Annotated in this window: 18 protein-coding genes; 6 read left to right on the forward strand and 12 right to left on the reverse strand. The window is 61.9% G+C overall.

The features are described from left to right. Nucleotides 1–39: 39 nt before the first annotated feature. Nucleotides 40–453 carry a nuclear transport factor 2 family protein gene (locus B5525_RS02560; protein ID WP_079564513.1) on the forward strand — a complete coding sequence of 138 codons (414 nt, stop codon included), beginning with the start codon at nt 40–42 and terminating at the stop codon, nt 451–453. 938 nt (nt 454–1,391) lie between these two features. Here the strand turns inward: B5525_RS02560 and B5525_RS02575 are convergent. Beyond that, nucleotides 1,392–1,967 carry a tetratricopeptide repeat protein gene (locus B5525_RS02575; RefSeq protein ID WP_079564516.1) on the reverse strand — a complete coding sequence of 192 codons (576 nt, stop codon included), beginning with the start codon at nt 1,965–1,967 and terminating at the stop codon, nt 1,392–1,394. Nucleotides 1,968–2,020: 53 nt separating this feature from the next. Further along, complete coding sequence (locus B5525_RS02580; protein WP_079564517.1) at nt 2,021–3,622, reverse strand: hypothetical protein; 1,602 nt, start codon at nt 3,620–3,622, stop codon at nt 2,021–2,023. Between the two features lie 1,517 nt (nt 3,623–5,139). Here B5525_RS02580 and B5525_RS02585 point away from each other — a divergent pair. Beyond that, entirely contained in the window at nt 5,140–6,621 is a 1,482-nt protein-coding gene (locus B5525_RS02585; RefSeq protein ID WP_172899807.1) for a tannase/feruloyl esterase family alpha/beta hydrolase, read from the forward strand. A 115-nt stretch (nt 6,622–6,736) separates the two neighbouring features. On the opposite strand, the gene B5525_RS02590 is transcribed toward B5525_RS02585, so the two are convergent. Continuing rightward, on the reverse strand, nt 6,737–7,972 hold the full coding sequence (locus tag B5525_RS02590) for an MFS transporter (RefSeq protein WP_244567812.1): 1,236 nt from the start codon (nt 7,970–7,972) through the stop codon (nt 6,737–6,739). A 122-nt stretch (nt 7,973–8,094) separates the two neighbouring features. On the opposite strand from B5525_RS02590, the gene B5525_RS02595 reads away from it, so the two are divergent. After that, the gene (locus tag B5525_RS02595; protein WP_079564520.1) at nt 8,095–8,808 is read left to right on the forward strand and encodes a TetR/AcrR family transcriptional regulator; all 714 of its coding nucleotides are present in this window, start codon (nt 8,095–8,097) and stop codon (nt 8,806–8,808) included. A 25-nt stretch (nt 8,809–8,833) separates the two neighbouring features. Here the strand turns inward: B5525_RS02595 and B5525_RS02600 are convergent, their stop codons facing one another. From B5525_RS02600 to B5525_RS02620, 5 genes are all read right to left on the reverse strand, one after another. Then, nucleotides 8,834–10,456 carry a GMC family oxidoreductase gene (locus B5525_RS02600; RefSeq protein ID WP_079564521.1) on the reverse strand — a complete coding sequence of 541 codons (1,623 nt, stop codon included), beginning with the start codon at nt 10,454–10,456 and terminating at the stop codon, nt 8,834–8,836. A 59-nt stretch (nt 10,457–10,515) separates the two neighbouring features. Next, nucleotides 10,516–11,112, reverse strand: a complete 597-nt coding sequence (locus B5525_RS02605) for a GNAT family N-acetyltransferase (protein ID WP_079564522.1) — start codon at nt 11,110–11,112, stop codon at nt 10,516–10,518. A 132-nt stretch (nt 11,113–11,244) separates the two neighbouring features. Then, nucleotides 11,245–12,174 (reverse strand): SMP-30/gluconolactonase/LRE family protein, encoded by a 930-nt coding sequence (locus tag B5525_RS02610; protein ID WP_079564523.1) that lies wholly within the window; start codon nt 12,172–12,174, stop codon nt 11,245–11,247. A gap of 153 nt (nt 12,175–12,327) precedes the next feature. Continuing rightward, nucleotides 12,328–13,161 (reverse strand): AraC family transcriptional regulator, encoded by an 834-nt coding sequence (locus B5525_RS02615; RefSeq protein WP_079564524.1) that lies wholly within the window; start codon nt 13,159–13,161, stop codon nt 12,328–12,330. A gap of 218 nt (nt 13,162–13,379) precedes the next feature. After that, nucleotides 13,380–13,760: a hypothetical protein gene (locus tag B5525_RS02620; RefSeq protein ID WP_079564525.1), complete on the reverse strand. Its 381-nt coding sequence runs from the start codon at nt 13,758–13,760 to the stop codon at nt 13,380–13,382. 192 nt (nt 13,761–13,952) lie between these two features. Here B5525_RS02620 and B5525_RS02625 point away from each other — a divergent pair, with 192 nt between their 5' ends. Next, nucleotides 13,953–14,177: a hypothetical protein gene (locus tag B5525_RS02625; protein ID WP_079564526.1), complete on the forward strand. Its 225-nt coding sequence runs from the start codon at nt 13,953–13,955 to the stop codon at nt 14,175–14,177. 306 nt (nt 14,178–14,483) lie between these two features. Here the strand turns inward: B5525_RS02625 and B5525_RS02630 are convergent, their stop codons facing one another. The 3 genes from B5525_RS02630 to B5525_RS02640 form a co-directional block, all read right to left on the reverse strand. Beyond that, nucleotides 14,484–14,867 carry a cupin domain-containing protein gene (locus B5525_RS02630; RefSeq protein WP_079564527.1) on the reverse strand — a complete coding sequence of 128 codons (384 nt, stop codon included), beginning with the start codon at nt 14,865–14,867 and terminating at the stop codon, nt 14,484–14,486. Next, complete coding sequence (locus B5525_RS02635; RefSeq protein WP_079572841.1) at nt 14,860–16,002, reverse strand: hypothetical protein; 1,143 nt, start codon at nt 16,000–16,002, stop codon at nt 14,860–14,862. Before B5525_RS02635 ends, B5525_RS02630 begins: the two co-directional genes overlap by 8 nt. A 459-nt stretch (nt 16,003–16,461) precedes the next feature. Beyond that, nucleotides 16,462–17,115 (reverse strand): glutathione S-transferase family protein, encoded by a 654-nt coding sequence (locus B5525_RS02640; protein WP_079564528.1) that lies wholly within the window; start codon nt 17,113–17,115, stop codon nt 16,462–16,464. 173 nt (nt 17,116–17,288) lie between these two features. Between B5525_RS02640 and B5525_RS02645 the strand changes: the two genes are divergently transcribed. Then, nucleotides 17,289–18,512 carry a polyhydroxyalkanoate depolymerase gene (locus tag B5525_RS02645; RefSeq protein ID WP_154073027.1) on the forward strand — a complete coding sequence of 408 codons (1,224 nt, stop codon included), beginning with the start codon at nt 17,289–17,291 and terminating at the stop codon, nt 18,510–18,512. Nucleotides 18,513–18,677: 165 nt separating this feature from the next. Here the strand turns inward: B5525_RS02645 and B5525_RS02650 are convergent, their stop codons facing one another. Further along, a complete protein-coding gene (locus B5525_RS02650) occupies nt 18,678–19,478 on the reverse strand; it encodes a transporter substrate-binding domain-containing protein (RefSeq protein WP_079564529.1) in 801 nt (266 codons plus the stop codon). A gap of 345 nt (nt 19,479–19,823) precedes the next feature. On the opposite strand from B5525_RS02650, the gene B5525_RS02655 reads away from it, so the two are divergent. Continuing rightward, on the forward strand, nt 19,824–21,371 hold the full coding sequence (locus tag B5525_RS02655) for an ABC transporter substrate-binding protein (RefSeq protein ID WP_079564530.1): 1,548 nt from the start codon (nt 19,824–19,826) through the stop codon (nt 21,369–21,371). Nucleotides 21,372–21,437: the final 66 nt, after the last annotated feature.

Genomic DNA, 21,437 nt, shown 5'->3' on the forward strand with positions numbered 1-21,437 from the left:
AGCAACCATATCATCGCGCCACAGACAAGGAGTGCTCCGATGAACCAACATGCCAGCAAGGATAGCGTCGCGCCATCGGTGGGCGTAGATGTGAGTGGTATCGAGACGCTGCTCAACCGCAATCTTCCGGAAGTATTCGGTGAAGGTGATCCGGCTCGCCGAAGGAGCGCAATTCAGGAACTTTATACCGAGGACTGTGTGCTGTACGCGCCGCCCGGCACCTTCGTCGGTCACGACGCACTGGACAAGTTCGCCGGCGATCTCCGAGCGACGCATCCACACTATGTTTATACGCCTCATGGCTCGCCGCAGGTTCTGCACAATTCGGGACGCCTGGCATGGGGCTCGGGGCCGAAAGGCGAAACGCCCGCGTACACCGGTGTGGATTTCATTATCGCACACGGCGGCAAGATCGCGGCTCTTTATGTTTACCTCGACTCGCCGCCCACATAATGCGCGAGCAGAACCTTGCATGGGTCTGCTGGTCAATCGCGTCGTTTTGACCGGCTACCAACCACTTTCGCGGTAGGGACGCGAGTTACCTCCCCCTCCCGCACAGATCCGTACGAGCCCAATTCGGGCATACGGCTGCCGCCTCGGCTGTGTAACGGCGCGTCGTGATTCTCACGAGATTCCGTATGCGCTTCAGCGCCTGTGACACGATTCCCCGGTACTGTGCCCGGCCCGTGCTTTGCTGACTCACATTCCCCTCGGCCCCCGCCCTTGGCTCCACCAACTCCGCAGCCGGTTGCCCGGCCTTGTTCGTCGGCTTCACAGCTACTATGGCGGGGTCAGACTTCTCACGATCGTACATCATCGGCTACGGCTCCTCGCCTTCCCGACACGGACCAGTGCTAAACGCATGTGGCGCTGGCCGACCATGAGATCTCCCGGTTCCCGAGCAAAGAGCGTCCGCACATGCCAGTGTCTAAGACCACGCCGGGTCGTCTTGGGCGCTCGCACCATCGCGCCCATCCGTGTTGCCTTCCGTCACCGGAACGACGTCGGCGCGCAGGATGAGGGGTACTATCGCGGCTCAATGGCTGGCCTATGCGCTCCCCTGTCAACGCTTCGCCGATGCCCTCGCGGCTATCTGCGCATGACTCGGGGCCGATGCGGTTCGCTACTCCTTCATCGTGATGGACTTGCACCATCTACTCCTTGCCGGTCTCCCGGCGCACTCCGAAATACCCCGATCAACGGACATTGTGAGACCGGCACGGTTCGTCCGGTTCGTGGTCAAACTCGGACGTCGAGCTGCGCAATCCGGAAGACCGCTTTACCCCCCGTCAACGGACATGCAGCGACTGCTTGGGCAGGTCCGTTAATGAGATCGACCGGCGGCTTCCCCCAGCGGAACACCAGGTGGATTTGGTTTGTAGTGAAAGAGCTCAGCGCGTGGCCAGCCTTCTGTACGCCGCAATGGCTCGCTTGAGGTCGTCGTATTCCTCGCAGGGAATGAGGCAGAGATTTTCCAGCGCCGCCAGCAGTTGCTGCGCTTTGGCCGGCTCCCCAAGCACCAGATAAGCTTCACCGAGATGCTCATGCGCGCTGCGGTGGCGGGGATTTAACATCAACGCCTGCTGATAATGGCTCATGGCCGGACCCATCTGATGCAGCCGCCGATAGGCATAGCCAATGTAGTTCTGAATATCGGCACTAGTTGGGTCGCGCAGCGCGGCGAACTCGAATGCTGCGACTGCAGCGTTCCAATTCTCTGCGCCTAGCGCCTTCTTGCCGGCCTTGAAATCGGGGTCGAGTTGCGCCCAGTCGGCATTCGATACGACCGCCGCCATGGTGGTGCAGATCGGCCATGCTTCGGCCGCGATGGCCGTCTCGCCCCGACGGTCGAGTCCGCCGAACTGCGGTGTAATCCCGTTCCGCCAGCCGGGCGAGGTTATGGTGTAGACGGCCACGCTGGCCACCAGCGCGCCGAGCATTGTAGCCAATGCGATCGCGCGGATCATCGTTGTCTTCTCGAATTGACGGCTGCCGGGCGCTCAGTCCGACAACCGAGGAGTTATTTTCGTACACCACCTATCGTATCATCTCGGCGCGAGTATGCCTTGGCCTCACGGATTTCCTGCCGCTCCGTATCAGCGTTCTTGGCCAAGTCCACCAGCTTGCCGAAGTACTCGGATGCCTTCTGGCGGTCACCCGCGCTGTCGGCAGCGCGGGCGGCTCCCCAGAACGCGCGGAAGCGGTTGGGCGTCTGCTTGAGCGCGGTCTCGAACTCGTTCAGCGCTGCTGCTGGCTGCCCTGTCTCAAGAAGCAATTCCGCCAGTAGTTCGCGGAACGGATAGAGCCGATTCTCCATTGCCACGTGCTTGAGGCTACCGTCTTCGCTGTCAGCTGCTGCTCGCATGAACCGCAGTGCCTGATCGCCCGCACCTTCCTTCAGTGCGACCCAAGCCGAAACGGCAAGCATTTGCTCCTCGGTACGATCGGCCCAGTAGGACTGGTCGGCGCGCTGCAGTGTCGTGCGCAACGCCTTCATCGCTTCGATCTCTTCTTTAGCCCCTGCGAGATCGCCAGTGCGCGCCATGCCGAGACCGCGCGTGAAGCGGATCAACGAATCCGCCATGGGATATTGGGTGGGGGTCATCGGCAACGCCGCAGCGCCGGCCCAGTCCGCCCGTTCCAGGACGTAACGCGCCGGCATTGCGGCCTTCGCGGTGAAATTGACGAAATTGATCGGACGATCGCCGCGGTCGGCCGTGGCGAGCGATTTCTTGATCATGGCATCGGCTTTGGCGTCCTGCGCGAGCTGCAGATGGGCGTAGACCGTAAAATCCGACGCGTGATAGTAGTCGGGCTGGACCTCAAGCGCCGTCGCGTTCGAGGCGATGGATTCTTCCCAAAGTCCGACCATGGAGTAGATGTGCGAAGGCATGTGCCGCGCATGTGGTACGGCCGGCGCAATGCTGGCATAGCGTCGCGCCGACGCAATTCCCTTCTCGGCAAGCGGCGCAAAGTCGTAGGCGTGAATCAGGTAGTGCGTTACACCCGGATGCTGTGGGTTCTGCTCGAAAAGCTTCTCCAGAAGCGTCGCCGATTTGATCTGGTTGGCGTAGGTGAGGTCATTTTTCGGCGCCGAGGCCTGAAGCGTCAGCGCATAAAAGACCTGTATCTCGTAGTCGTTAGGATAACTTTGCGCCATCCGCTCCATCGCGGCATTGTAGGCCGCCAGTCGGGCATCCACGGCGACTTTGTCATAGTCACGGAAATACGCGCTGAGTGCCTCGATCCAGTCGCGCTCGCGCTGCGTCTTCGCCCCGGTCACCCGCGCTTTTTCGAGTGCGTCCCAAGCCGCCTGCGCGTCGGTCCGCGTCGGCGTTGTTGCCAGGGTGTTGCCGAGGAAGTCCATCGCCACACCCCAATGTGCCATCGCGCAGGTGGGATCCTGCTGTAGAATCCCTTCGAACGTCCGGCGAGCCTTTAGGAACCAGTACGAATGCAGCATGGCGACGCCGCGATCGAATTCGGCCTGCACATTGGGATCGCAAGAGGTAGGGAAGACCACCTTGCCGAGCTTTTCGTCTTGCTGGGCGATTGCGCCGCTTGTGAGCGCCGCGGCGATCAGGCCAGCCGCAAATGAGATTCGCCACGATTGCGTGTTCATCGTAAGTCTCCTCTCTGGCTGGCGCGAGCGATGGTCTGTGAGCTTGCTCCATTGGTCGCGTAGGGCTCCGTCTATTCCTCTGGCTCCAGATTTTGACTGTTGCCCGGGTGTCCTGCCAAGGGCTTACGATCCGGACAAACGCATCGGTCCAAGGCGCGCCATTCGCCTGATGTTCGCCTCGCGACGCAGGAGCACAACGCTCTCAGCCACCAAAAACATCAGGGGCGGGCGATGATCGATTCACTGTGCGCTTTCGCACAGTGAATCACTAGTCAAATTAAAACACTGCGGGAGATCAAAAGGGTCAGGCGACCTTGCCCATTTCAGGTAGTGGCCTTCCCCGGAACATGCCGATTTTGTTCGTCGGTCTAGCCAGTGCCTTCAGACCTAGTCCAGGACGGCGCTTCCTATGCCGTAGGGAGTGCGGTAAGAGTCCACGGAAGTCAGCATTGGGTCAGAAGCGCCGTTTTGGCCGTGCACCAATCACTTCCGATCTCCCCCGAGAAACAGACATTTGCCCAGCTGGTCGGCAGGTCTCAAACGTCCCGATATTGTTGCAAAAGTCGAAAATCGAACAGCCCTAAAAATCTCGCGAAAGTCGATCTCTGCTGCTGCGTCGCTTTTCAATGCCACTACGGAGCCCCGTGATCGATTTTGGATGACGCAACGTCGCCGCGCGTAAAACGCATCAGCGGCTCTAAGAATTTTCCTTCGCCACCCCAAAAAGACTTTTGCAACGATATCGGCCAAAGCCGGAAGTCGCTTCCGCCTGACGTTACCTGCTGGTGACATTAGAAACTTCTTTGAAGATGGGGCGGACCACCATTCAGAAACTCGTTTTCGGCGGCGAGCGCTCCGCGGGCGCTCACGGCAGATTGCATTTTACGCGTGAGTCCATCTCAGCTCTTGACGTCGGGCTCGTTTCATGGTCGCATGAACTATAATGCAGAATAAATAGCTGGGGGAGGCTCCTGCGGTCGAAAACCGCGTGCTTTCGAAGGCGGCCGGCTGCGCGAAATCTTCGGACCTTCCCGCAGGCATGCATTTTATTTCCAATCACCTGAATTCACAACGCGTTGCGCCGCCGTGGTGACGACGTTCTCAGCAACAGTGTTGACCAAGGCCGAGGGGATACGCCGCTCTTTGTCGATCCGTTCTGTCGCGCTGTACGGCAGTTATGGCCACGGATCTCTCGTGCGACCACGCTGATTGGTTAGACGCAGCAATGAGTGAAGAAGAGTCAAAAAGGGAGGAAGATCATGGTGAGTGGATTGAGAGTGTTGTCGTGCTCAGCGGTTCTGCTGGGCGCAGTCGTCGCTGTACCAAGCGTTTCAGCCGCAGCGAACTGCGAGAGTTTAGCAAGCTTGGAGATTCCAGATGTTACCTCGATAACAGCCAGGTCTTTCCCTGGAGGTACGTTCCAGCCGCCTGACCCGGTGGGCTTTGTCCCGACGGCTGCGCGCGCCCATGCATCTCCGCCAATACCCAATCTGCCGGCGTTTTGCGAAGTCTCGGTCGTGGTCGAGCCGGCCATCAATATCGAGATTTGGCTTCCGCTTCCCAGTGCATGGACCAATCGGTTCCAGGGGGTTGGCGGCGGCGGCTACGCCGGCACGATTACCTGGACGTCGCTAGCCAGTGCGATCGCGGCAGGATACGTGACGGCTACCACCGATACCGGCCACTCTGCTTTCGCGCCCAACAATGGCCTGGGTGGTGGCGGATTTGGGTTGAAGCAGCCCGCCGATACACTGAATGCCGGCCTCATCCAGGACTTTGCCGAGCGCTCCGAATTGGAGCTCGCTCGAAAAGGCAAAGCGATCACGCGAGCCTTCTATGGAACGGGTCCGCGCTTTAGCTACTGGACCGGATGCTCGACCGGAGGGCGACAGGGCTGGATTATGGCCCAACGCCACCCCGAGGAATATGACGGATACCTCACCGGCTCACCGGCCTTCAACTGGGATCGTTTCATCCCGGCGGAATTATGGGGGCAGGTGGTCATGAACAATGAAGTGGGCGCGCCCATCTCAGCTGCGAAATTGAACGCGGTCACCAACGCGGCGGTCGCTGCCTGTACCGGGAAATCCGGTGATGGCACCCGCGCCAGCGACGCCTTTCTCGCCGATCCGCGGCTATGCACGTACGACCCTGCCCAAATGAGCTGTTCGGCTCAGCCGGCAAATCCAAATTGTTTGACCTCGAAAGAAGTCGGTGCGGTCAGTAAAATCTGGGATGGCCCGCGCGACCCGCATGGCCGCCGGCTGTGGTTCGGACTCGATCGTGGCGCGAGTCTGGCCGGGCTCGACGGATCGTTCCCATTCCCCATCAGCACGGATCATTTTGCCTACTGGTTGCACCAGAATCCGAGCTTTGACTGGCACACCATCACGGAAGCGTCCTTCGTTACGGACTTCCTCAATTCCGAATTCAAGTTCGAGAATGTGATCGGAACAGACAGTACCGATCTGGATAGTTTCATCGAGCACAAAGCCAAGGATATCACCTATCACGGCACTGCGGATCAGCTGATCTTCTCACGTGGTACGACCAACTACTTTGAACGCTTGCGAAAAAGGTACGGAGCGCAAAACGTGGACAAGTTCGCCCGATTGTTCATGGCGCCCGGAATGGGACACTGCCTTGGGGGCGCTGGCGCCAACGCCTTCGGCAATGTTTTCGGACCACCGGTGTCGTCAGATCCGCAGCACGACATCCTCAAAGCGCTTGTCGATTGGGTAGAGGCCGGGATTCCGCCGGATCGAATCACCGCAACCAAGTTCATAAACGACAATCCCGCCAGCGGCGTCGCATTCACGCGCCCGCTATGCGTATTCCCGAAACTCGCGGCGTACAAAGGCTCCGGCGATCCCACCGACGCTGGAAACTGGACTTGCGCGAACGGGATCGTGAATGACACGACCAGGGATGCTGACGCGGTACTTCCTGACCGTGGCAATCGCGAAACCAATGATCGCGAGGGCGACGATCACGACTAGTTCTCTGACATGCGACGGGCGCGGGGCATTGCTTGCGAGCGGCCCCGCGCCCTTCACGTTTTCGCGGCTGGCGCTCCTCAGCCGCCGCGAGGTGTGAGGCAGCGGCGCGAGCGCGTCAGCGCGCCATCCAGAGCGAAGCCATCATGGACATGAGGGCAAGCAAGATGATGGCGGCGCCGTAAAGGTAGGCGGCGGCGGAAAGTCCGATCAGCGGGACCGACAGGCCCGCCGCGACCGCCGGCAGGCTGAAGGCCAGATAGGACTGCACGTAGAACGCGGAAAGCAGCCCGGCCCGCTGGTGCGGCTCCGCCGTCGGCAGCAACGCGCGCAATGTTCCAGAGAAGGTCGACCCAAATCCCGCGCCGGCGATCACGGTCCCGGCCAGCAATGCCGCCACCTGCTGCGCGTGGATTCCGAACATCGACACTGCCACCCCCAGCGACAAGGTGCTCGTGCCGGTCACGATCAGGCGCCGGGCCGGCCAGTGCCTGAATGTCGCCACCGCGATCGCCGCCGTCAGCATCAGCGCCGACACCACGACGCCACCGACCCAGGGCGAAGCAACCCCCATCGCCGTCGCCACCACGGTCGGCATCAGCGACAGGTAAAGCCCGCCGAGCGCCCAGGACGCGATGTTGGCCGGTGTGAGCCTGACGAGGACTGACCTCGATTGACTGGGCACGCTGACATGCGGCCGCAGCGACGCCAGCGCGCCGGCCTTGCGCGAAATACTCTCGGGCATCACCCAGAGCAGCGCGATCATCAGTACCGTAAGCCCGAGCAGGACCTGGTAGACCATGTGCAGCGGGTCCGGCGCGAACGCGATCAGTGCCGCCGCCCCCAGCGAACCCGCCGTCATACCCAGAAACGCAGTGACGCTGTTGAGCAGCGGGCCACGCGCGCGGTCGGTATCGAGGATGGCAGCGCCGAGCGCTGTCGTGCCGGTGCCGACGCAAAGTCCCTGGGTTGCCCGCGCCAGGATCAATTGTCCGACATCCCGCGCCTCGGCAAAAAAGATCATCGCCGCGGCGTTGAGGAGCAGCGCCGCGAAGATCACCGGCCGGCGTCCCACATAGTCGGATAATCCGCCGACCGTCAGCAAGGCGACGAGCAGGCTCGCGACATAGACCGCAAAGACGACCGTGATCCAGAACGGCGTGAGGTGCATGGACTGCTGATAGAGCCGATACAGCGGCGTCGCGGCGCTGCTGCTGGCGGCGACCAGAAGCGCGCCTGCGAAGCTGAACAGCGTCATGGCAGCCGGGGGCAGCAAGCGGGTCGAGGTTTGCGACGGGACGGGGAGCGCTGCGGCGCGAACTTCGCAGGGCGGACTGGCCGGACAGGCTTGCATGGGGGCTCCTAAAGCTAATATATAGCCTTAGTCATATAGGCGACCTGGACCTTAACGCAACTTATTTGCTTTAAGGGAGACCGCCGTTTCGGCATGGCAAGGTTGCAGGAGCTAAGGAAAACGTGGCGGTCAAGGAACGCATCCGCGTCGGGGGGCGCAGCGCCCGGATCCAGAGCGCGGTGCATGAGGCGGTGAAACGCCTCGGCGCCGTGACCGATCGCGAGCAACTGACGGTGCCCCAGATCGCGGCCGAGGCCGGCGTGACACCGTCGACGATCTACCGGCGCTGGGGCGATCTTGGCTCGCTGCTGGCGGACGTCGCTGTCGCGCGGCTAAGGCCGATCGCGGAGCCCGAGGATACCGGCGCAACGGCGTCGGATCTGCGCGCCTTCATCGAACAATTCATGGAAGAGATGTCCTCGCCGGTCGGCCGCGCGCTGATCCGGGATGTGTTTTCCGCGCCGGGGGAGACCTACCCGGTGCAATGCGCGGGTTTCACCCCTGAACATCTGACGACGATCGCTTCGCGCGCGATAGCGCGCGGCGAGACGCCGTTCGATATCGATGAGGTCCTCGATCACGTCGTGGCACCGATCATCTATCACATTCTCTATGGCGATCGGGAGCCAACGCTGGACTACTGCCATGCGCTGCTGGACCGCCTTCAATCGCTGCCGGCGACAGCGGTGCGGTCCGCGCCAAGCGATCCCGCCGTTGCCCGGCGCGCTGCAAAGAAACCGGCTGAACGCGCGTCGGTTCGAGCGCCTCGCGTTGCGCCGCCGAAGCGAGGTGCGGGTCGCAAATCGACGGGCTCGAAGTCGCCGGGCCGCCGTTAGGCTCAAGCCTTCCTGCGGCGCGCGTTCAGCTCGCCGGCGCACTCTTGCCGCGGATAAGATCCGACGCCTTGTCGGCGATCATCATGGTCGAGGCGTTGAGGTTAGCCGAGATCATCCGCGGCATGATCGAGGCGTCGATTACACGCAGGCCCTGCAGGCCATGCACGCGCAGCTGGTCGTCGACCACGGCCCAGCTAGCGTCGGCCGGGCCCATGCGGCAGGTGCAACCGGGATGGAAGGTGGTGGTGCCGCGCTGGGTGGCGGCGCCAAGGAATTCGTCGTCGCTCTCCACACCGGGCCCGGGAAAGTCTTCATAGGCGTAATAGGGCGCCAGCGGCGAGGACTTGAGCAGCCGCCGCGCCAGCTTCATGCCGGCGACGATGACGCGGCGGTCGAGCTCGGCGGTGAGATAATTGGTCTGGATGATCGGCGGCGCAAAAGGATCGGCCGAACGGAGACGGACGTAGCCGCGGCTCTCGGGGCGCTGCTGCCAGGACGCAACCGTCATGCCGGGCTCGTCCTCGAGCTGGCCCTGCACGCCCTCCTTGTAGCTCGCGGGCGTAAAGGTCAGCTGCAGGTCGGAGCTCTCCATGGTCTCGCCGGAGTGCCAGAAGCAATAGACCATGGTCGGCGACAGCGACAGCAGACCGCGCCGCGTCGTCGCCCATTTCAGCGCTTCCCAGGCCAGGCTGAGGCCCTGGCGGCGCTCGTTGATGGTCCTGATGTTCTTGACGCGCGCGACCGTGCGCGGCGCGTAATGGTCCTGCAATCCCTCGCCGACGCCCGGCAGTGCGTGCCGTACCTCGATGCCGTGCGAGGCCAGCAGATCGGGGGACCCTATGCCGGACAATTGCAGCAGTTGCGGCGAGTTGTAGGTGCCGCCGGCCAGGATCACCTCCTTGTTGGCTCGCACCTCGAACGGCGTGCCGCCCTTGCCGCCCTTGACGTAGCGCACGCCGACCGCGCGCTTGCCTTCGAAGATGATGTCGGTGGCGTGTGCGTGGGTGCGCACATGGACGTTCGGCCGTTTCCGCGCAGGATGCAGGAACGCGGTCGCGGCACTGACGCGCAGGCCGTTCTTTATGGTGCGCTGGGCGTAGGATACGCCCTCCTGGATCGCGCCGTTGTAATCGGGGTTTTTCGGGATGCCGAGGCTCATCGCACCCGCCATGAACGCCTCGCACAAAGGATCCTGCCAGTCCATGGTGGTGACGGTGAGATTGCCGTCGCGTCCGCGATAGGCGTCCTCGCCCTCCCCGACGCGGCGCTCCAGCCGCCTGAAATAGGGCAGCACATCCGGATAGCCCCAGCCGCGATTGCCGAGCTGCGCCCAGGTGTCGAAATCCTGGCGCTGGCCGCGGTTGTAGATGTGGCCGTTGATCGAGGACGAGCCGCCGAGCGTCTTGCCGCGCGGCGCGTAGATGCTGCGGCCGCCAGTCCAGGGCCCCGGTTCCTGCTGGTAGGCCCAGTTGATGCTCTTCATGTGAAAGGTTTTGATGAAGCCCGCCGGCAGATGGATGTAGGGATGCCAATCCTTAGGCCCCGCTTCCAGCACGCAGATGCTGTTGCCGGGGTCTTCGCTGAGCCGGTTGGTCAGCACCGAGCCGGCGGAGCCCGCGCCCACGATCACGTAATCGAATGCGTCCATCGTTTTCCGTCCCCGGCGTCTTTATTTTTTTGACGCGTTTTCTTCACGCGAACCGGTACTTACGCACGCGGCTTCTCGTTCAGCTGATAGTTCAGATGTGCCTTCACCGTCGGCCATTCGCTGGCGATGATGCTGTAGACCACGGTGTCGCGCAGCGTCCCGTTGGGCGCGATCTGGTGGCTGCGCAGGATGCCGTCCTGCTTGGCGCCCAGCCGCTCGATGCCGCGGCGGCTCTGATTGTTGAAAAAGTGGGTGCGGAATTCGACCGCGATACAGTCGAGTTTTTCGAACGCATGGCCGAGCAGCAGCAATTTGCACTGGGTATTGAGCCCGCTGCGCTGCACGCGTTTGGCGTACCAGGTCGAGCCGATCTCGACCCGCCGGTTCGGCGTATCGACATTCATGTAGGTCGACATGCCCGCGATCCTGCCGTCGGCATCGAACACCGTGAACGGCAGCATCGCGCCTGCCGCCTGCAGCCCCAACCGGCGGTCGATCTCCTTGCCCATGCCTTCAGGCGTGGGGACGGAGGTATACCAGAGCTTCCACAGCTCGCCGTCCTTCACCGCCTCCGTCAGCCCGTCGACATGATCGTGCGACAGCGGTTTGAGTTGCGCATGGGGACCGCTCAGCGTTACCGGTTCAAGCCAGGGCATTTTGTCTTCCTTCCGTCATCATGCCGATGAACTCCACGTCCGTCATTGCGAGCGAAGCGAAGCAATCCATAAAGGCGCAAACTCGAAGAATGGATTGCTTCGTCGCTTCGCTTCTCGCAATGACGACAGTCGTCACTTGTTCAAAAAATTCAGCGGCAGGCCGGGCCGCGCCCAGTCCATCGCGATCAGTTCGCCCTTGCCGGACAGCGTGATGTAGGCGGTCTTCAGTTCCGGTCCGCCGAAGGCGATGTTGGTGGTGACGCGGTCGCCGGTCGGCACCTGCTCCACCAGCGTGCCGTCGGGCGCGATCACGGAAATGCAGCCCGAGATCAGGGTCGCCACGCAGACGTTGCCATCAGCCTCCACCGCCAGCGAATCGAACATCTGGTAACCGCCGAGCCCCACGATCGGCTTGCCGCGCTCGCCGCGATAGATCACGTCGCGCGGCCTGACTTCACCGGGCGCCGACAGGTCGAACGCCCACAGCCGCGCCGTCGGCGTCTCCGCCACATAGACCGTGTTCTCGTCCGGCGACAGCCCGATGCCGTTGGCCGGCAGCATGCCGAAGCTGCCTTCGACGGTCTCCTTCATGCCGGGCTTGATGTAGTAGAACGCGCCGACATCCATGTCGCGGGGGCGGCGCTTGCCGAGATCGGTGAACCATAGCCCGCCGTGCCTGTCGAACACCAGGTCGTTCGGTCCCTTCAGCGGATGCTCGCCACACTTGTCGGCCACGGTTTCGATCCCGCCGGTCGAAAGGTCGACGCGCTGGATCGAGCCGCCGATATATTCATGGGGCGCCGGCGCGCCCGGCATCATGGTGCCGCGCGAGGCGACCCAGCCGAAGCCGCCATTGTTGCAGACATACATCTTGCCGTCGGGCCCGAGTGCTGCGCCATTGGGGCCGCCGGGAATCTGCGCCACCACTTCCTTGCGCCCGTCGGGCCACACCCGGGTCAGCCGCTGGCCGCGAATTTCGACCAGCACCACCGAGCCGTCCGGCATCACCACCGGCCCTTCCGGAAATTCGAGGTCGGTGGCGAGTACGCGGACATTGGGCATCGGATCCTCCCGGCTTTTTCTTAAAGGCGAGGCGGATTTCAGGCTCATTCCGCACGCGCAACGATTTCGTTGCGCCGTGTTATGGCAAAGTCGATATCGCTTGCCAAGCAATCACGGGGCTTCTGACGGCGCAGGGCAGCCCCGCGCGGGGGATTACTCCCTGACCGGCACCCAGATCTCGAGCCCGCCATTGCCCGTGAGCGGATCGAAATTCTCGTCGTAGCGCTCGAAGCTCGGCGCATCCGCGGCCTTCAGGCCAGAGGCCGGCAGCCAGTGATTCCAGATCGTGTTGACGGTGCGGCGAATGGTCGAGATGTGGTCGGCATGGGTGAAAACCGCATACCGCTGTTCGGGAATCCTCACCTTGGCAAATTCGCGCGGCAGGTCGGAAAAATCACGCACTTCGACGCCGGCGATGTAGTCGAAATTGCCGGCGTCGTCGCCGTTGCAGCAGACGCCGTAAGCCACCTTCCCGATCCGTCCGGGAATGTCGTCCATCGCCTGATGAAAGCGCCGCCACTGGCCGGGAATGCCGGCGCCGCTCTCGTGATTGTAGCGCTCGCCGAGACCGGCGACCAGCAAAGGCGTGCTGGTTTCAAAACGCGGCGGCTGGAGATTATCGGTAAGGGTTGAATCCATCTGGATCGGCTCCTGAAGTTTGAGGTGGTCGAGGTGCGCCGAGGCGCGGACCACTTCGGGCGTGAGCCCAAAATGGTCGCGGAACGCGCGGGTGAATGCTTCGTGAGAGCCATAGTCCGCATCCAGCGCCAGCGTGAGGATATCGGGCGCGCCAGCGGCCAGCGCCCGGGCCGCCTCGCTGAGGCGGCGGGCGCGTACATAGCGCATCACCGACAGCCCGGTTGCGGCGGCAAACGCCCGGACCATGTGAAAGCGCGAGACGCCGGCGACGCCTGCGATCTCGTCCAGCGTCAGCGCACCGGCAAGATGGCTTTCGATGAACCAGAGCGCCTTCTGGGCAGGATTCATGGACGACGAGCCCTCGTTCGAAGCCCTGCAATCATGATCGCCTCGCGCGCACCGCGCTTGACAGTCCTTGCTCTCGTTCGCATCTTGGCGAACCGTTTCGCGTCGTCGCGGAACCGTTCGCATGTTGGCGAGCCGCTCGCATATCTGCAAAAACGTCTCGGCTTTCGAAATGAAACCGCCAGATGCCTTGGCGGCCAGCGACGTTCACTCACGTCGATTTATTTTGTACCATCTTTGGCTGCCGCCGGCGCATCCTTCGCCACGGCCGGCGGTTCGGCTTTTTTCTTCTGCTCCTCGGCCGCCTTCTTCTGCGAAGCCTGCAGATCGTCGACGGTCTTCTGCAAGGAGGCGACGGTAGCCTTCAGCGCCTCGATCTGCGCCTTGGCCGCGTCGAGCTTCTGCTGATGCTCGCCGGCGAGTTTCGTTACCGTCTTCTGCAGGAAATCGACGTTGCTCTGCAGGCAGCTGGTGCGCCGCTCCATGGTCTTTTCGACGGTGCAGATCTCGATGCCGGGAACGTCCTGCGCGCCTACGCGACCGCCGGCAAGCCAGCACGGCGCTACAACCATCGACGCGACGAGAGCGATCCGGCCGATCATCAAAATCCCCGTTCATGGTAATGCGCGCACGGTCAATTTGTTGCGAGCCAGCGGTGAGACGTCCAAGATATCACACCGAAACCTCATTCGCGCGTTGAGCTTTTGCGGTGGGAACCCCAGTTATGGGTGTAAGACGGGGCGCAAGGGGTGGAGCGCAAGAAGGTGCTTGCGCGTCTTACGGAGATTAGCGGCATGGCAACGCGCGAACGACGATTGGCTGAATTCAATGGCGAGGGGCAACCGCCGCCGGATCAGCCGGTCCAGGTGTTATGCGAGGACCATAGCGGCACCTACCAATTGCCGTTTGCTTGCCGCTTTGTCGATGGCGAATGGCGCAACAACGAATCCGGCGGCACCGTCGAGGCGACCGTTGTCGGCTGGCGCCTGCGGCGCGACGCTGATCTCAAGAGGCCTTGATTCAAGAGACCACCTTGATTGAAGAGGTCTGGGATTGAAGTGGTCTGGCCGCCAGGACAGGCCGGAACCGGCGCCGGTTGTGCCAAAATGCAACGGGAACCGGCGAAATTTTAAGGTTCGGAACGCGGCCGGAACGAACCGCGTCCGAATCAGCGGCCGGGCTCCGTACTCGCCTGTTCACGGCTAGATATCGGCACTACCCCGATACGCCGCGCTACATCCAGAACCACCGCGATCGGCCGCAGCCAGCAGCCAACCACAAAGGTTAATTCCTCCGGGGAGGACATTGGTTACTTCCAGGGCGCGTTACTTCCAGGGCGTCACTGGCGGCACGTTGTCGGTGGCCGGCGGCATGTCGACGGTCTTGAAGTCCGCCGGGCTGACGATTTCGAGGTACTCCATGTCGGGGGAGTAATCGAACAGGTAGTGCACGATGCCCGGCCGCTGATGCACGACGTCGCCGGCCTGCACCAGGGTCGGCTTGTCTTCGTACATGAAGCGGGCCCAGCCCTTGGTCATGATCACGATCTGGAAGTCGCATTCATGCTTGTGCCAGCCGGTGCCGTCTTCCGGCGGCATGTCGGGATTGGCCTTGACGAGATGGCAGATCACCTGGCCGCCGGTGGCGCCCGCGATGCCGAGATCGCGATACAAGAAGAAGTCGCGCAGCCCCCTCCCTTGCTCACTCATACAGATACCCGACCGGCTTTCCTTCGGTACGCAGCGGGCGAATGTCTTTCCGCATAATGATCTGACCGGCAAGGCCGTCAATTTCGTCGCGCTGCGTCGGCGTCCAACTGCGCAGGTTCTCCATGCCTTTGAGCAAGCCCAGCCGCAGGACCTGGGTATTTTCGCCTACCCCGATGAGATTGATCGCGTTCTTGCCCGCCGTAACCGTATCGCCGGTCGCAAGTTCAAAATTCTCACCCGCGCTATTCTCGAATTCGGCCGTGCCGCGAATGACGCGATAGATCACAACCTCGCCTTTCTCGAGAAAGCCGGTATCCGCCGCTGCCGATGTGCTCTTCGGCAACAGCGACTGGCCACTGGGGTCGGTTGCGATGATGTGTCCGGTTGTCAGACGACCGCTCGGAATCTCGATTCCCATATCGCGCACATAGACAGGCCCGGCAGCCTTGATGGGTGCACCGGCCGCCAGCGGCTTGTAGAGCGCTTGCAGCTCCAGCGGATCCTGCAGCCAAAAGCCGGCATCCGATGGGCGATCGTGCAGCGGGTGGCTCCAGGCCACTCGCGGCGTTTCCGCCTCGTCGATCTGATCCGGACCGACCACCGTCGGGTTGGGGAAGGTCGTCGGATCGGTAATGAAGGCTTCGAGAAACTTGCCGGAATAGCCCATGGCAATCGGATCCGGCGCCACCGACTGCGGCGTTTTCAAATTCTCTTCGGTTGATAACCCCGACCAGGTGTAGAACAGCTGGCGATGAACGATCGCGCTCTGCAGCATCACCGCGCCAGGGCCGACAGAATAGAACCTTCCATCGTAATCGAAGGTGAACATGCCCGACGTCACCAGCACGAGCTGGTAACCGCCCGGTGGAAGGTGAAGATGGAAATCGGTGGGGCCGGTATCGGCGCGGTAAATCGGCAGATTTGTCGAAACCTCGTGGAGCAGGAAGGTCTCGTTGTTGGCATGAAAGCCTTCGTTGACGCGGTTGTAGAGCGCCTGCGGGCGATAAGTCGCCTCGTATGAAGCATCCCGATCGCGATCGATCGCCACGAAATTCTTGTTATTCAGGCGGAGGGGATCCCCGTTCGGGCGAGTAAGGCCAGGCCATTTGAGATCGACCGCGGCATGCATATTCATGACACCCTCCATCCGAGTACTTCAAACGGGATCCCGAGATCGCGATGCCGGAAAGAAGTCGCGCAGACCCCCTCCCGTGAATTCGGTATCGTCCGGTTTGACCTGTGAAATTTGTCGGCGACAGCGTCCTCATTCATGTGGGCCTCCGCTGGTCTTGATCCTGCTGTTGGCACAATGCCCGACCAATAATTTGGCAGCGCTTGGTCGCCTTGCTGTGAGCTTGGGTGTGCCATGCGAAAATCAAGCCAGCCGCGCTGCAGTGCGGCGAACCAGCCAGCCGCGACTTTAAAAGGCGCCGAAGCTGCTGGCGGCAGAACCGAATTTGGGGTGGGCGAGAAGCGGCGCATCGCCGATGGCTAAGCGGTTCAGGCGCGTGCGGCCGTCCCAGATGGCACCAAGTTAAGCAAACGGTGCCCGCGGCTTGGGCCCTGCAAACAGGCAGCGGGCCGCGCGCGCTGCCTAATATTCGACCTCAAGCTCCTCGATGTCGGCCGGCTCGGCCTTCGCCGCCTCGATCCATTCCTGCATCTCCGGCAGCGCCATGATCATGGCGGCGTAGGTCTTCAGAAGGGGCTCCAGCTTGACGTCGTAGGTCATGAAGCGGGTCACGACCGGCGCATACATGGCGTCGGCCATCGAGCGTTCGCCGAACAGGAACGGCCCGCCCGATTTGGCGAGACACTCGCGCCAGATCGTGCACACCCGGTCGATATCGGCCTGCGCACGCGACCAGATCTTGAAGCCCGGGAAATGTCCCTTGAGGTTGACCGGCAGCGAGGCGCGAAGCGTCGTGAAGCCCGAATGGATTTCCCCGCAGATGGAGCGGCAATGCGCCCGCAATATGCGGTCCGCAGGCAACAAGCCGGCGTCCGGCATGACCTCGTTGAGATATTCTGCGATCGCCAGCGTGTCCCAGACGGTAGCACCCTCGTGCCGCAGGCACGGCACCAGGATCGATGACGACAACAGCAGGATTTCCGCCCGCGCCGAGGCGTCGTCCGGCGCGGTGATGACCTCGTCGAACGGAAGCCCCGAGAATTTGGTCAACAGCCAGCCGCGCAGCGACCAGGAGGAATAGTTCTTGCTGCTGATGGTCAGTGTCGCTTTCGCCATATGGGCTCTTCCCTTTAACGCCAAACGCCCGTCCGGGCCCTCGTAGAGTGCCTATTGTTTATGCTTCAACGCATTTTCACCAGCTTTAACAGCAAGCGACGTGCCAGTTTACGAGGCGTTTGACTCCGCTTTGGCTTCGATATTGCATAGCAACGGGCAGGGGCGGAATCCGGATGATGTCGATGTTATATCAAGCCTATCAGAACCACATGGACCTGACGGCACCGTGGCGGAATGGGGCTTCGCATGCGCTGAAATACCTCAACCTGGTCCCGCAAGGCGTCTCCGACAGACTGGTCGGCCGGCTCGCTGCCGCGCTGGAGCTGATCTCGCGCACCTCGCTCACCTATACGCGGCCGCCTTACGGCATCGACAAGATTCTGGTCGGCAACCAGGAACTGGGGGTGACCGAAGAGGTCGTCTATTCGACGCCATTCGGTTCGCTGCTGCATTTCAAGAAGGAGAATTCGCCGGAGCAGCCGCGGATGCTGCTGGTGGCGCCGATGTCCGGTCATTTCGCCACGCTGTTGCGCGGCACCGTGAAGACGCTGCTGCAGGACCACGACGTCTACATCACCGACTGGCATAACCCGCGCGAGATTCCGCTCGGCGCCGGCCGGTTCGGTCTGGAGGATTACACCGATCATCTGATCGCCTTCCTGAACCAGCTCGGCCCGCGCGCGCACATGGTGGCGATCTGCCAGCCGTCGGTGTCGGCGCTCGCGGCAGCCGCCGTCATGTCGGAGAACGATCATCCGGCCCGGCCGGCGACGCTGACCCTGATGGCGGGCCCGATCGACACCCGAATCCAGCCGACCAAGGTCAACGAATTCGCCAAGAGCAAGCCGATCAAATGGTTCGAGGAGAACCTGATCAATTACGTGCCGTTTCAATGCAAGGGCGCGTTCAGGCAGGTCTATCCCGGCTTCGTGCAGCTCACCGCCTTCGTCTCGATGAATCTGGAGCGCCACATCAAGTCGCATATCGATCTCGCCGATCATCTCGCCAAGGGCGAGACCGAGAAGGCGGAGATCATCAAGACCTTCTACGACGAATATTTCGCGGTGATGGACCTGCCGGCGGATTTTTACATCGAGACCGTGCGCGACGTATTCCAGGAGCATCTGTTGCCGCAGGGCAAGCTGATGCATCGCGGCCGCCCGGTGAACCCCGCCGCGATCAAGCGCATGGGCCTGATGACGGTCGAAGGCGAAAAGGACGACATCTGCTCGATCGGCCAGACACTGGCCGCGCAGGACCTCTGCACCGGCGTACGCGCCTATCGCAAGGTGCACCACATGCAGGCGGGCGTCGGTCATTACGGCGTGTTCTCGGGCCGCCGCTGGAACAACGAGATCTATCCGCTGCTGCGCGACTTCGTGCACGTCAATTCGTGAGCCCTGTCATTCCGGGGCGCGCGCAAAGCGCGCGAACCCGGAATCTCGAAGAAGCAAGCGCACATCATTTCGAGATTCCGGATCGGTCCGCTTCGCGAACCGTCCGGAATGACGCAGAAGCGCGCATGTAATACGAGCGGATCGCCGTTACCGAAACGACCCGCGTCACTTCACCCGGATCGGCGCGTCCTTCAATCCGTTGTCGTCGTAGACTTTGCGCAGCGTGCCGTTCGCAGTGGCCTCCGTCATGAACTTGGTCACGAACGCCAGCGCCAGCGGACGATTGAGCGGCACCGCCACCGCGGTAATGGCCTGCCTGAAGGTTTGGTCCAGCACCCGCGTTCCCGGAATCTTCGTCGCCATGGCGTTGAGCTGGTCGCGCGACAGCGCAAAGGCGTCGATCTCGCCGTTCTTGAGCAACGCGAAAATCTGGTCATAGGTCTGATAGCCGGTGACCCTGGCGTTCTTCAGATGCGCGATCGCGCCGCGCATGGTGGTGGTATTATTGACGGCGGCTACCTTGACGCCGGGCTGATCCAGGGTCGCGAAATTCGTCGCCAATGAGCCAGCCTTGACGATGTAGGTCTCGTCGGACACGTTGTAAACGGGCCCGAACGACATCCGCGCCTCGCGCTCCCTGTCCTTCGGCAGGAAGCTGACGTCCCAGGCTCCCGTCGCCACGGCGTCGGCGATCTGCCCGGAATTCTGGTACGCGACATACTCCACGGGCACGCCGAGTTGCGCCGCCATTTCCCTGCCGAGATCGACCGGCACGCCAGCATAACCGCCGGCCTCATTCCTGGTCGACCAGAACGCGCCGCCGGCTGGGCTGATCGCGATCGCCACGCGCAGCTTTCCGGTCGGCGCGATTTCGTCTTTCAGGGCATCGGCGCTCGCTGGAGCCGGCATCAAGGCCGAGGCAACCAGAACGAGACCGGCGAGGCGCGATAAATGTTGATTGAACATCGGATACTCCCTCTCCCTGGCTCGTTATTTCGATCGAGCCTTTGCCGGCCATTTTGATCGATTATGACAGGCGTCGAAACTCAAATTCCTGTTGGCGCCGGTCTTGCTGCCGGTACGCGCGGCTCGCATATGTGGGCTGCGCATTGTGACTGTCCAAAATTAATTGTCCAAATTTTAGTCGACGTTTGTCGACAGTTTCATCTTGTGGCGAGGATTGGCCTCATGTGAGCTTCGCCCCGACATGGATTTCGATTGCCCAAAGCCCGCACCCCCGTGCCTCGCCATGGCTTGCCGCGCCAGCGTTCGCGGATCGAAACATCGGATCAAGCCATCAGAAGGTAAGCCATGCTGAAGAAAATCGTCCTCGGCCTCGTTTTGATCTGCGCCACCGGCGCCGCGCTCGCGCAGGAGCCGAAATTGGGAGGCGTCATCAACGCCGTGATCCAGCCCGAGCCGCCCAGCCTGATGCTCGCCATGATCCAGAACGGGCCGACCCAGATGGTGTCCGGCAACATCTTCGAAGGTCTGCTGCGCTACAGTCCGAAACTCGAACCCCTGCCCGGCCTCGCCGAGAGCTGGACCGTCAGCGACGATGCCAAGGTCTATACGTTCAAGCTCAAGCCCGGTGTGACCTGGCACGACGGCAAGCCGTTCACCTCAGCCGACGTGCTGTTCTCGATCGAGATGCTGAAAGAGACTCATGCGCGCGCGCGCAACAATTTGCTGCAGGTCGAAAAAGTCGAAGCGCCCGACGATCTGACGGTCGTCTTCACGCTCAAGCAGCCGTTCGGCCCGTTCCTCGGCATTTTCGAGGTTGGTTCGATGCCGATGGTTCCGAAACACCTCTATGCCGGCACCGACTTCAAGACCAATCCCTACAACAATGCCCCGATCGGAACCGGCCCGTTCATGTTCAAGGAATGGCAGAAGGGCTCGTTCATCCATCTCGTCAAGAACCCGAACTACCACGAAAAGGGCAAGCCCTATATCGACGAAATCTACTGGCAGATCATTCCGGACGCCGCGGCCCGCTCGGTGGCGTTCGAAACCGGCAAGGTCGACGTCCTGCCCGGCGGCTCGGTGGAGAATTTCGACGTTCCGCGGCTGACCAAGCTCAAGGACACCTGCGTCACCGGCGCCGGCTGGGAGTTCTTCAGTCCGCTGGCGTGGCTGTGGCTCAACAACCGCTCCGGGCCGACCGCCAACAAGAAGGTGCGCCAGGCGATCATGTACGCCATCGATCGCAACTTCGCCAAGGACGTGATCTGGAATGGGCTCGGCAAGGTGGCCACCGGCCCATCAGCCTCCTCGATCAAGTTCTATACCGACGACGTGCCGAAATACGATTACGACCCGGCCAAGGCCAAGGCGCTGCTGAAGGAAGCCGGCTACAATGGCGAAAAAATCCGCCTGCTGCCGCTTGCCTATGGCGAGACCTGGCAGCGCTGGGGCGAAGCCGTGAAGCAGAACCTGCAGGACGTCGGCATGAACATCGAGACCATCGCCACCGATGTGCCCGGGGGCAACCAGAAGATCGGCGACTGGGATTACGATATCGCCTTCACCTATCTCTACCAGTACGGCGATCCCGCGCTCGGCGTCGGGCGCAACTACGTCTCGAGCGCGATCGCCAAGGGCCAGATCTTCAACAATGTCGAGGGCTACTCCAACCCCGAGATCGATAAACTGTTCGCCGACGGCGCGGTCGCCACGCCGGATTCCAAGCGCCAGGAGATCTACGAGAAGGCGCAGAAGATCCTGGTGGAAGACGTGCCGGTGGCGTGGATGCTCGAACTGCAGTTTCCGACCATTACCCGTTGCAAGATCAAGAATCTGATCACCACAGGCATCGGCGTCAATGACGGCTTCCGGGACGCCTGGATCGACAAGTGAGCGCGTGCGACATTGCGGCGGCGATGCTATGCCTGGCACCGGTTCCCCTTCACCTCTCCCCGCCGG

It is taken from the genome of Bradyrhizobium erythrophlei (assembly GCF_900129505.1).
GTDB lineage: Bacteria > Pseudomonadota > Alphaproteobacteria > Rhizobiales > Xanthobacteraceae > Bradyrhizobium > Bradyrhizobium erythrophlei_D.

What these genes read in the sequence shown, in the direction of transcription:
- B5525_RS02560 (WP_079564513.1), top strand. Translation starts at nt 40, where the DNA reads ATGAACCAACATGCCAGCAAGGATAGCGTCGCGCCATCGGTGGGCGTA.
- B5525_RS02575 (WP_079564516.1), bottom strand. Translation starts at nt 1,967, where the DNA reads ATGATCCGCGCGATCGCATTGGCTACAATGCTCGGCGCGCTGGTGGCC.
- B5525_RS02580 (WP_079564517.1), bottom strand. Translation starts at nt 3,622, where the DNA reads ATGAACACGCAATCGTGGCGAATCTCATTTGCGGCTGGCCTGATCGCC.
- B5525_RS02590 (WP_244567812.1), bottom strand. Translation starts at nt 7,972, where the DNA reads ATGCAAGCCTGTCCGGCCAGTCCGCCCTGCGAAGTTCGCGCCGCAGCG.
- B5525_RS02600 (WP_079564521.1), bottom strand. Translation starts at nt 10,456, where the DNA reads ATGGACGCATTCGATTACGTGATCGTGGGCGCGGGCTCCGCCGGCTCG.
- B5525_RS02605 (WP_079564522.1), bottom strand. Translation starts at nt 11,112, where the DNA reads ATGCCCTGGCTTGAACCGGTAACGCTGAGCGGTCCCCATGCGCAACTC.
- B5525_RS02610 (WP_079564523.1), bottom strand. Translation starts at nt 12,174, where the DNA reads ATGCCCAATGTCCGCGTACTCGCCACCGACCTCGAATTTCCGGAAGGG.
- B5525_RS02615 (WP_079564524.1), bottom strand. Translation starts at nt 13,161, where the DNA reads ATGAATCCTGCCCAGAAGGCGCTCTGGTTCATCGAAAGCCATCTTGCC.
- B5525_RS02620 (WP_079564525.1), bottom strand. Translation starts at nt 13,760, where the DNA reads ATGATCGGCCGGATCGCTCTCGTCGCGTCGATGGTTGTAGCGCCGTGC.
- B5525_RS02625 (WP_079564526.1), top strand. Translation starts at nt 13,953, where the DNA reads ATGGCAACGCGCGAACGACGATTGGCTGAATTCAATGGCGAGGGGCAA.
- B5525_RS02630 (WP_079564527.1), bottom strand. Translation starts at nt 14,867, where the DNA reads ATGAGTGAGCAAGGGAGGGGGCTGCGCGACTTCTTCTTGTATCGCGAT.
- B5525_RS02635 (WP_079572841.1), bottom strand. Translation starts at nt 16,002, where the DNA reads ATGAATATGCATGCCGCGGTCGATCTCAAATGGCCTGGCCTTACTCGC.
- B5525_RS02640 (WP_079564528.1), bottom strand. Translation starts at nt 17,115, where the DNA reads ATGGCGAAAGCGACACTGACCATCAGCAGCAAGAACTATTCCTCCTGG.
- B5525_RS02645 (WP_154073027.1), top strand. Translation starts at nt 17,289, where the DNA reads ATGATGTCGATGTTATATCAAGCCTATCAGAACCACATGGACCTGACG.
- B5525_RS02650 (WP_079564529.1), bottom strand. Translation starts at nt 19,478, where the DNA reads ATGTTCAATCAACATTTATCGCGCCTCGCCGGTCTCGTTCTGGTTGCC.
- B5525_RS02655 (WP_079564530.1), top strand. Translation starts at nt 19,824, where the DNA reads ATGCTGAAGAAAATCGTCCTCGGCCTCGTTTTGATCTGCGCCACCGGC.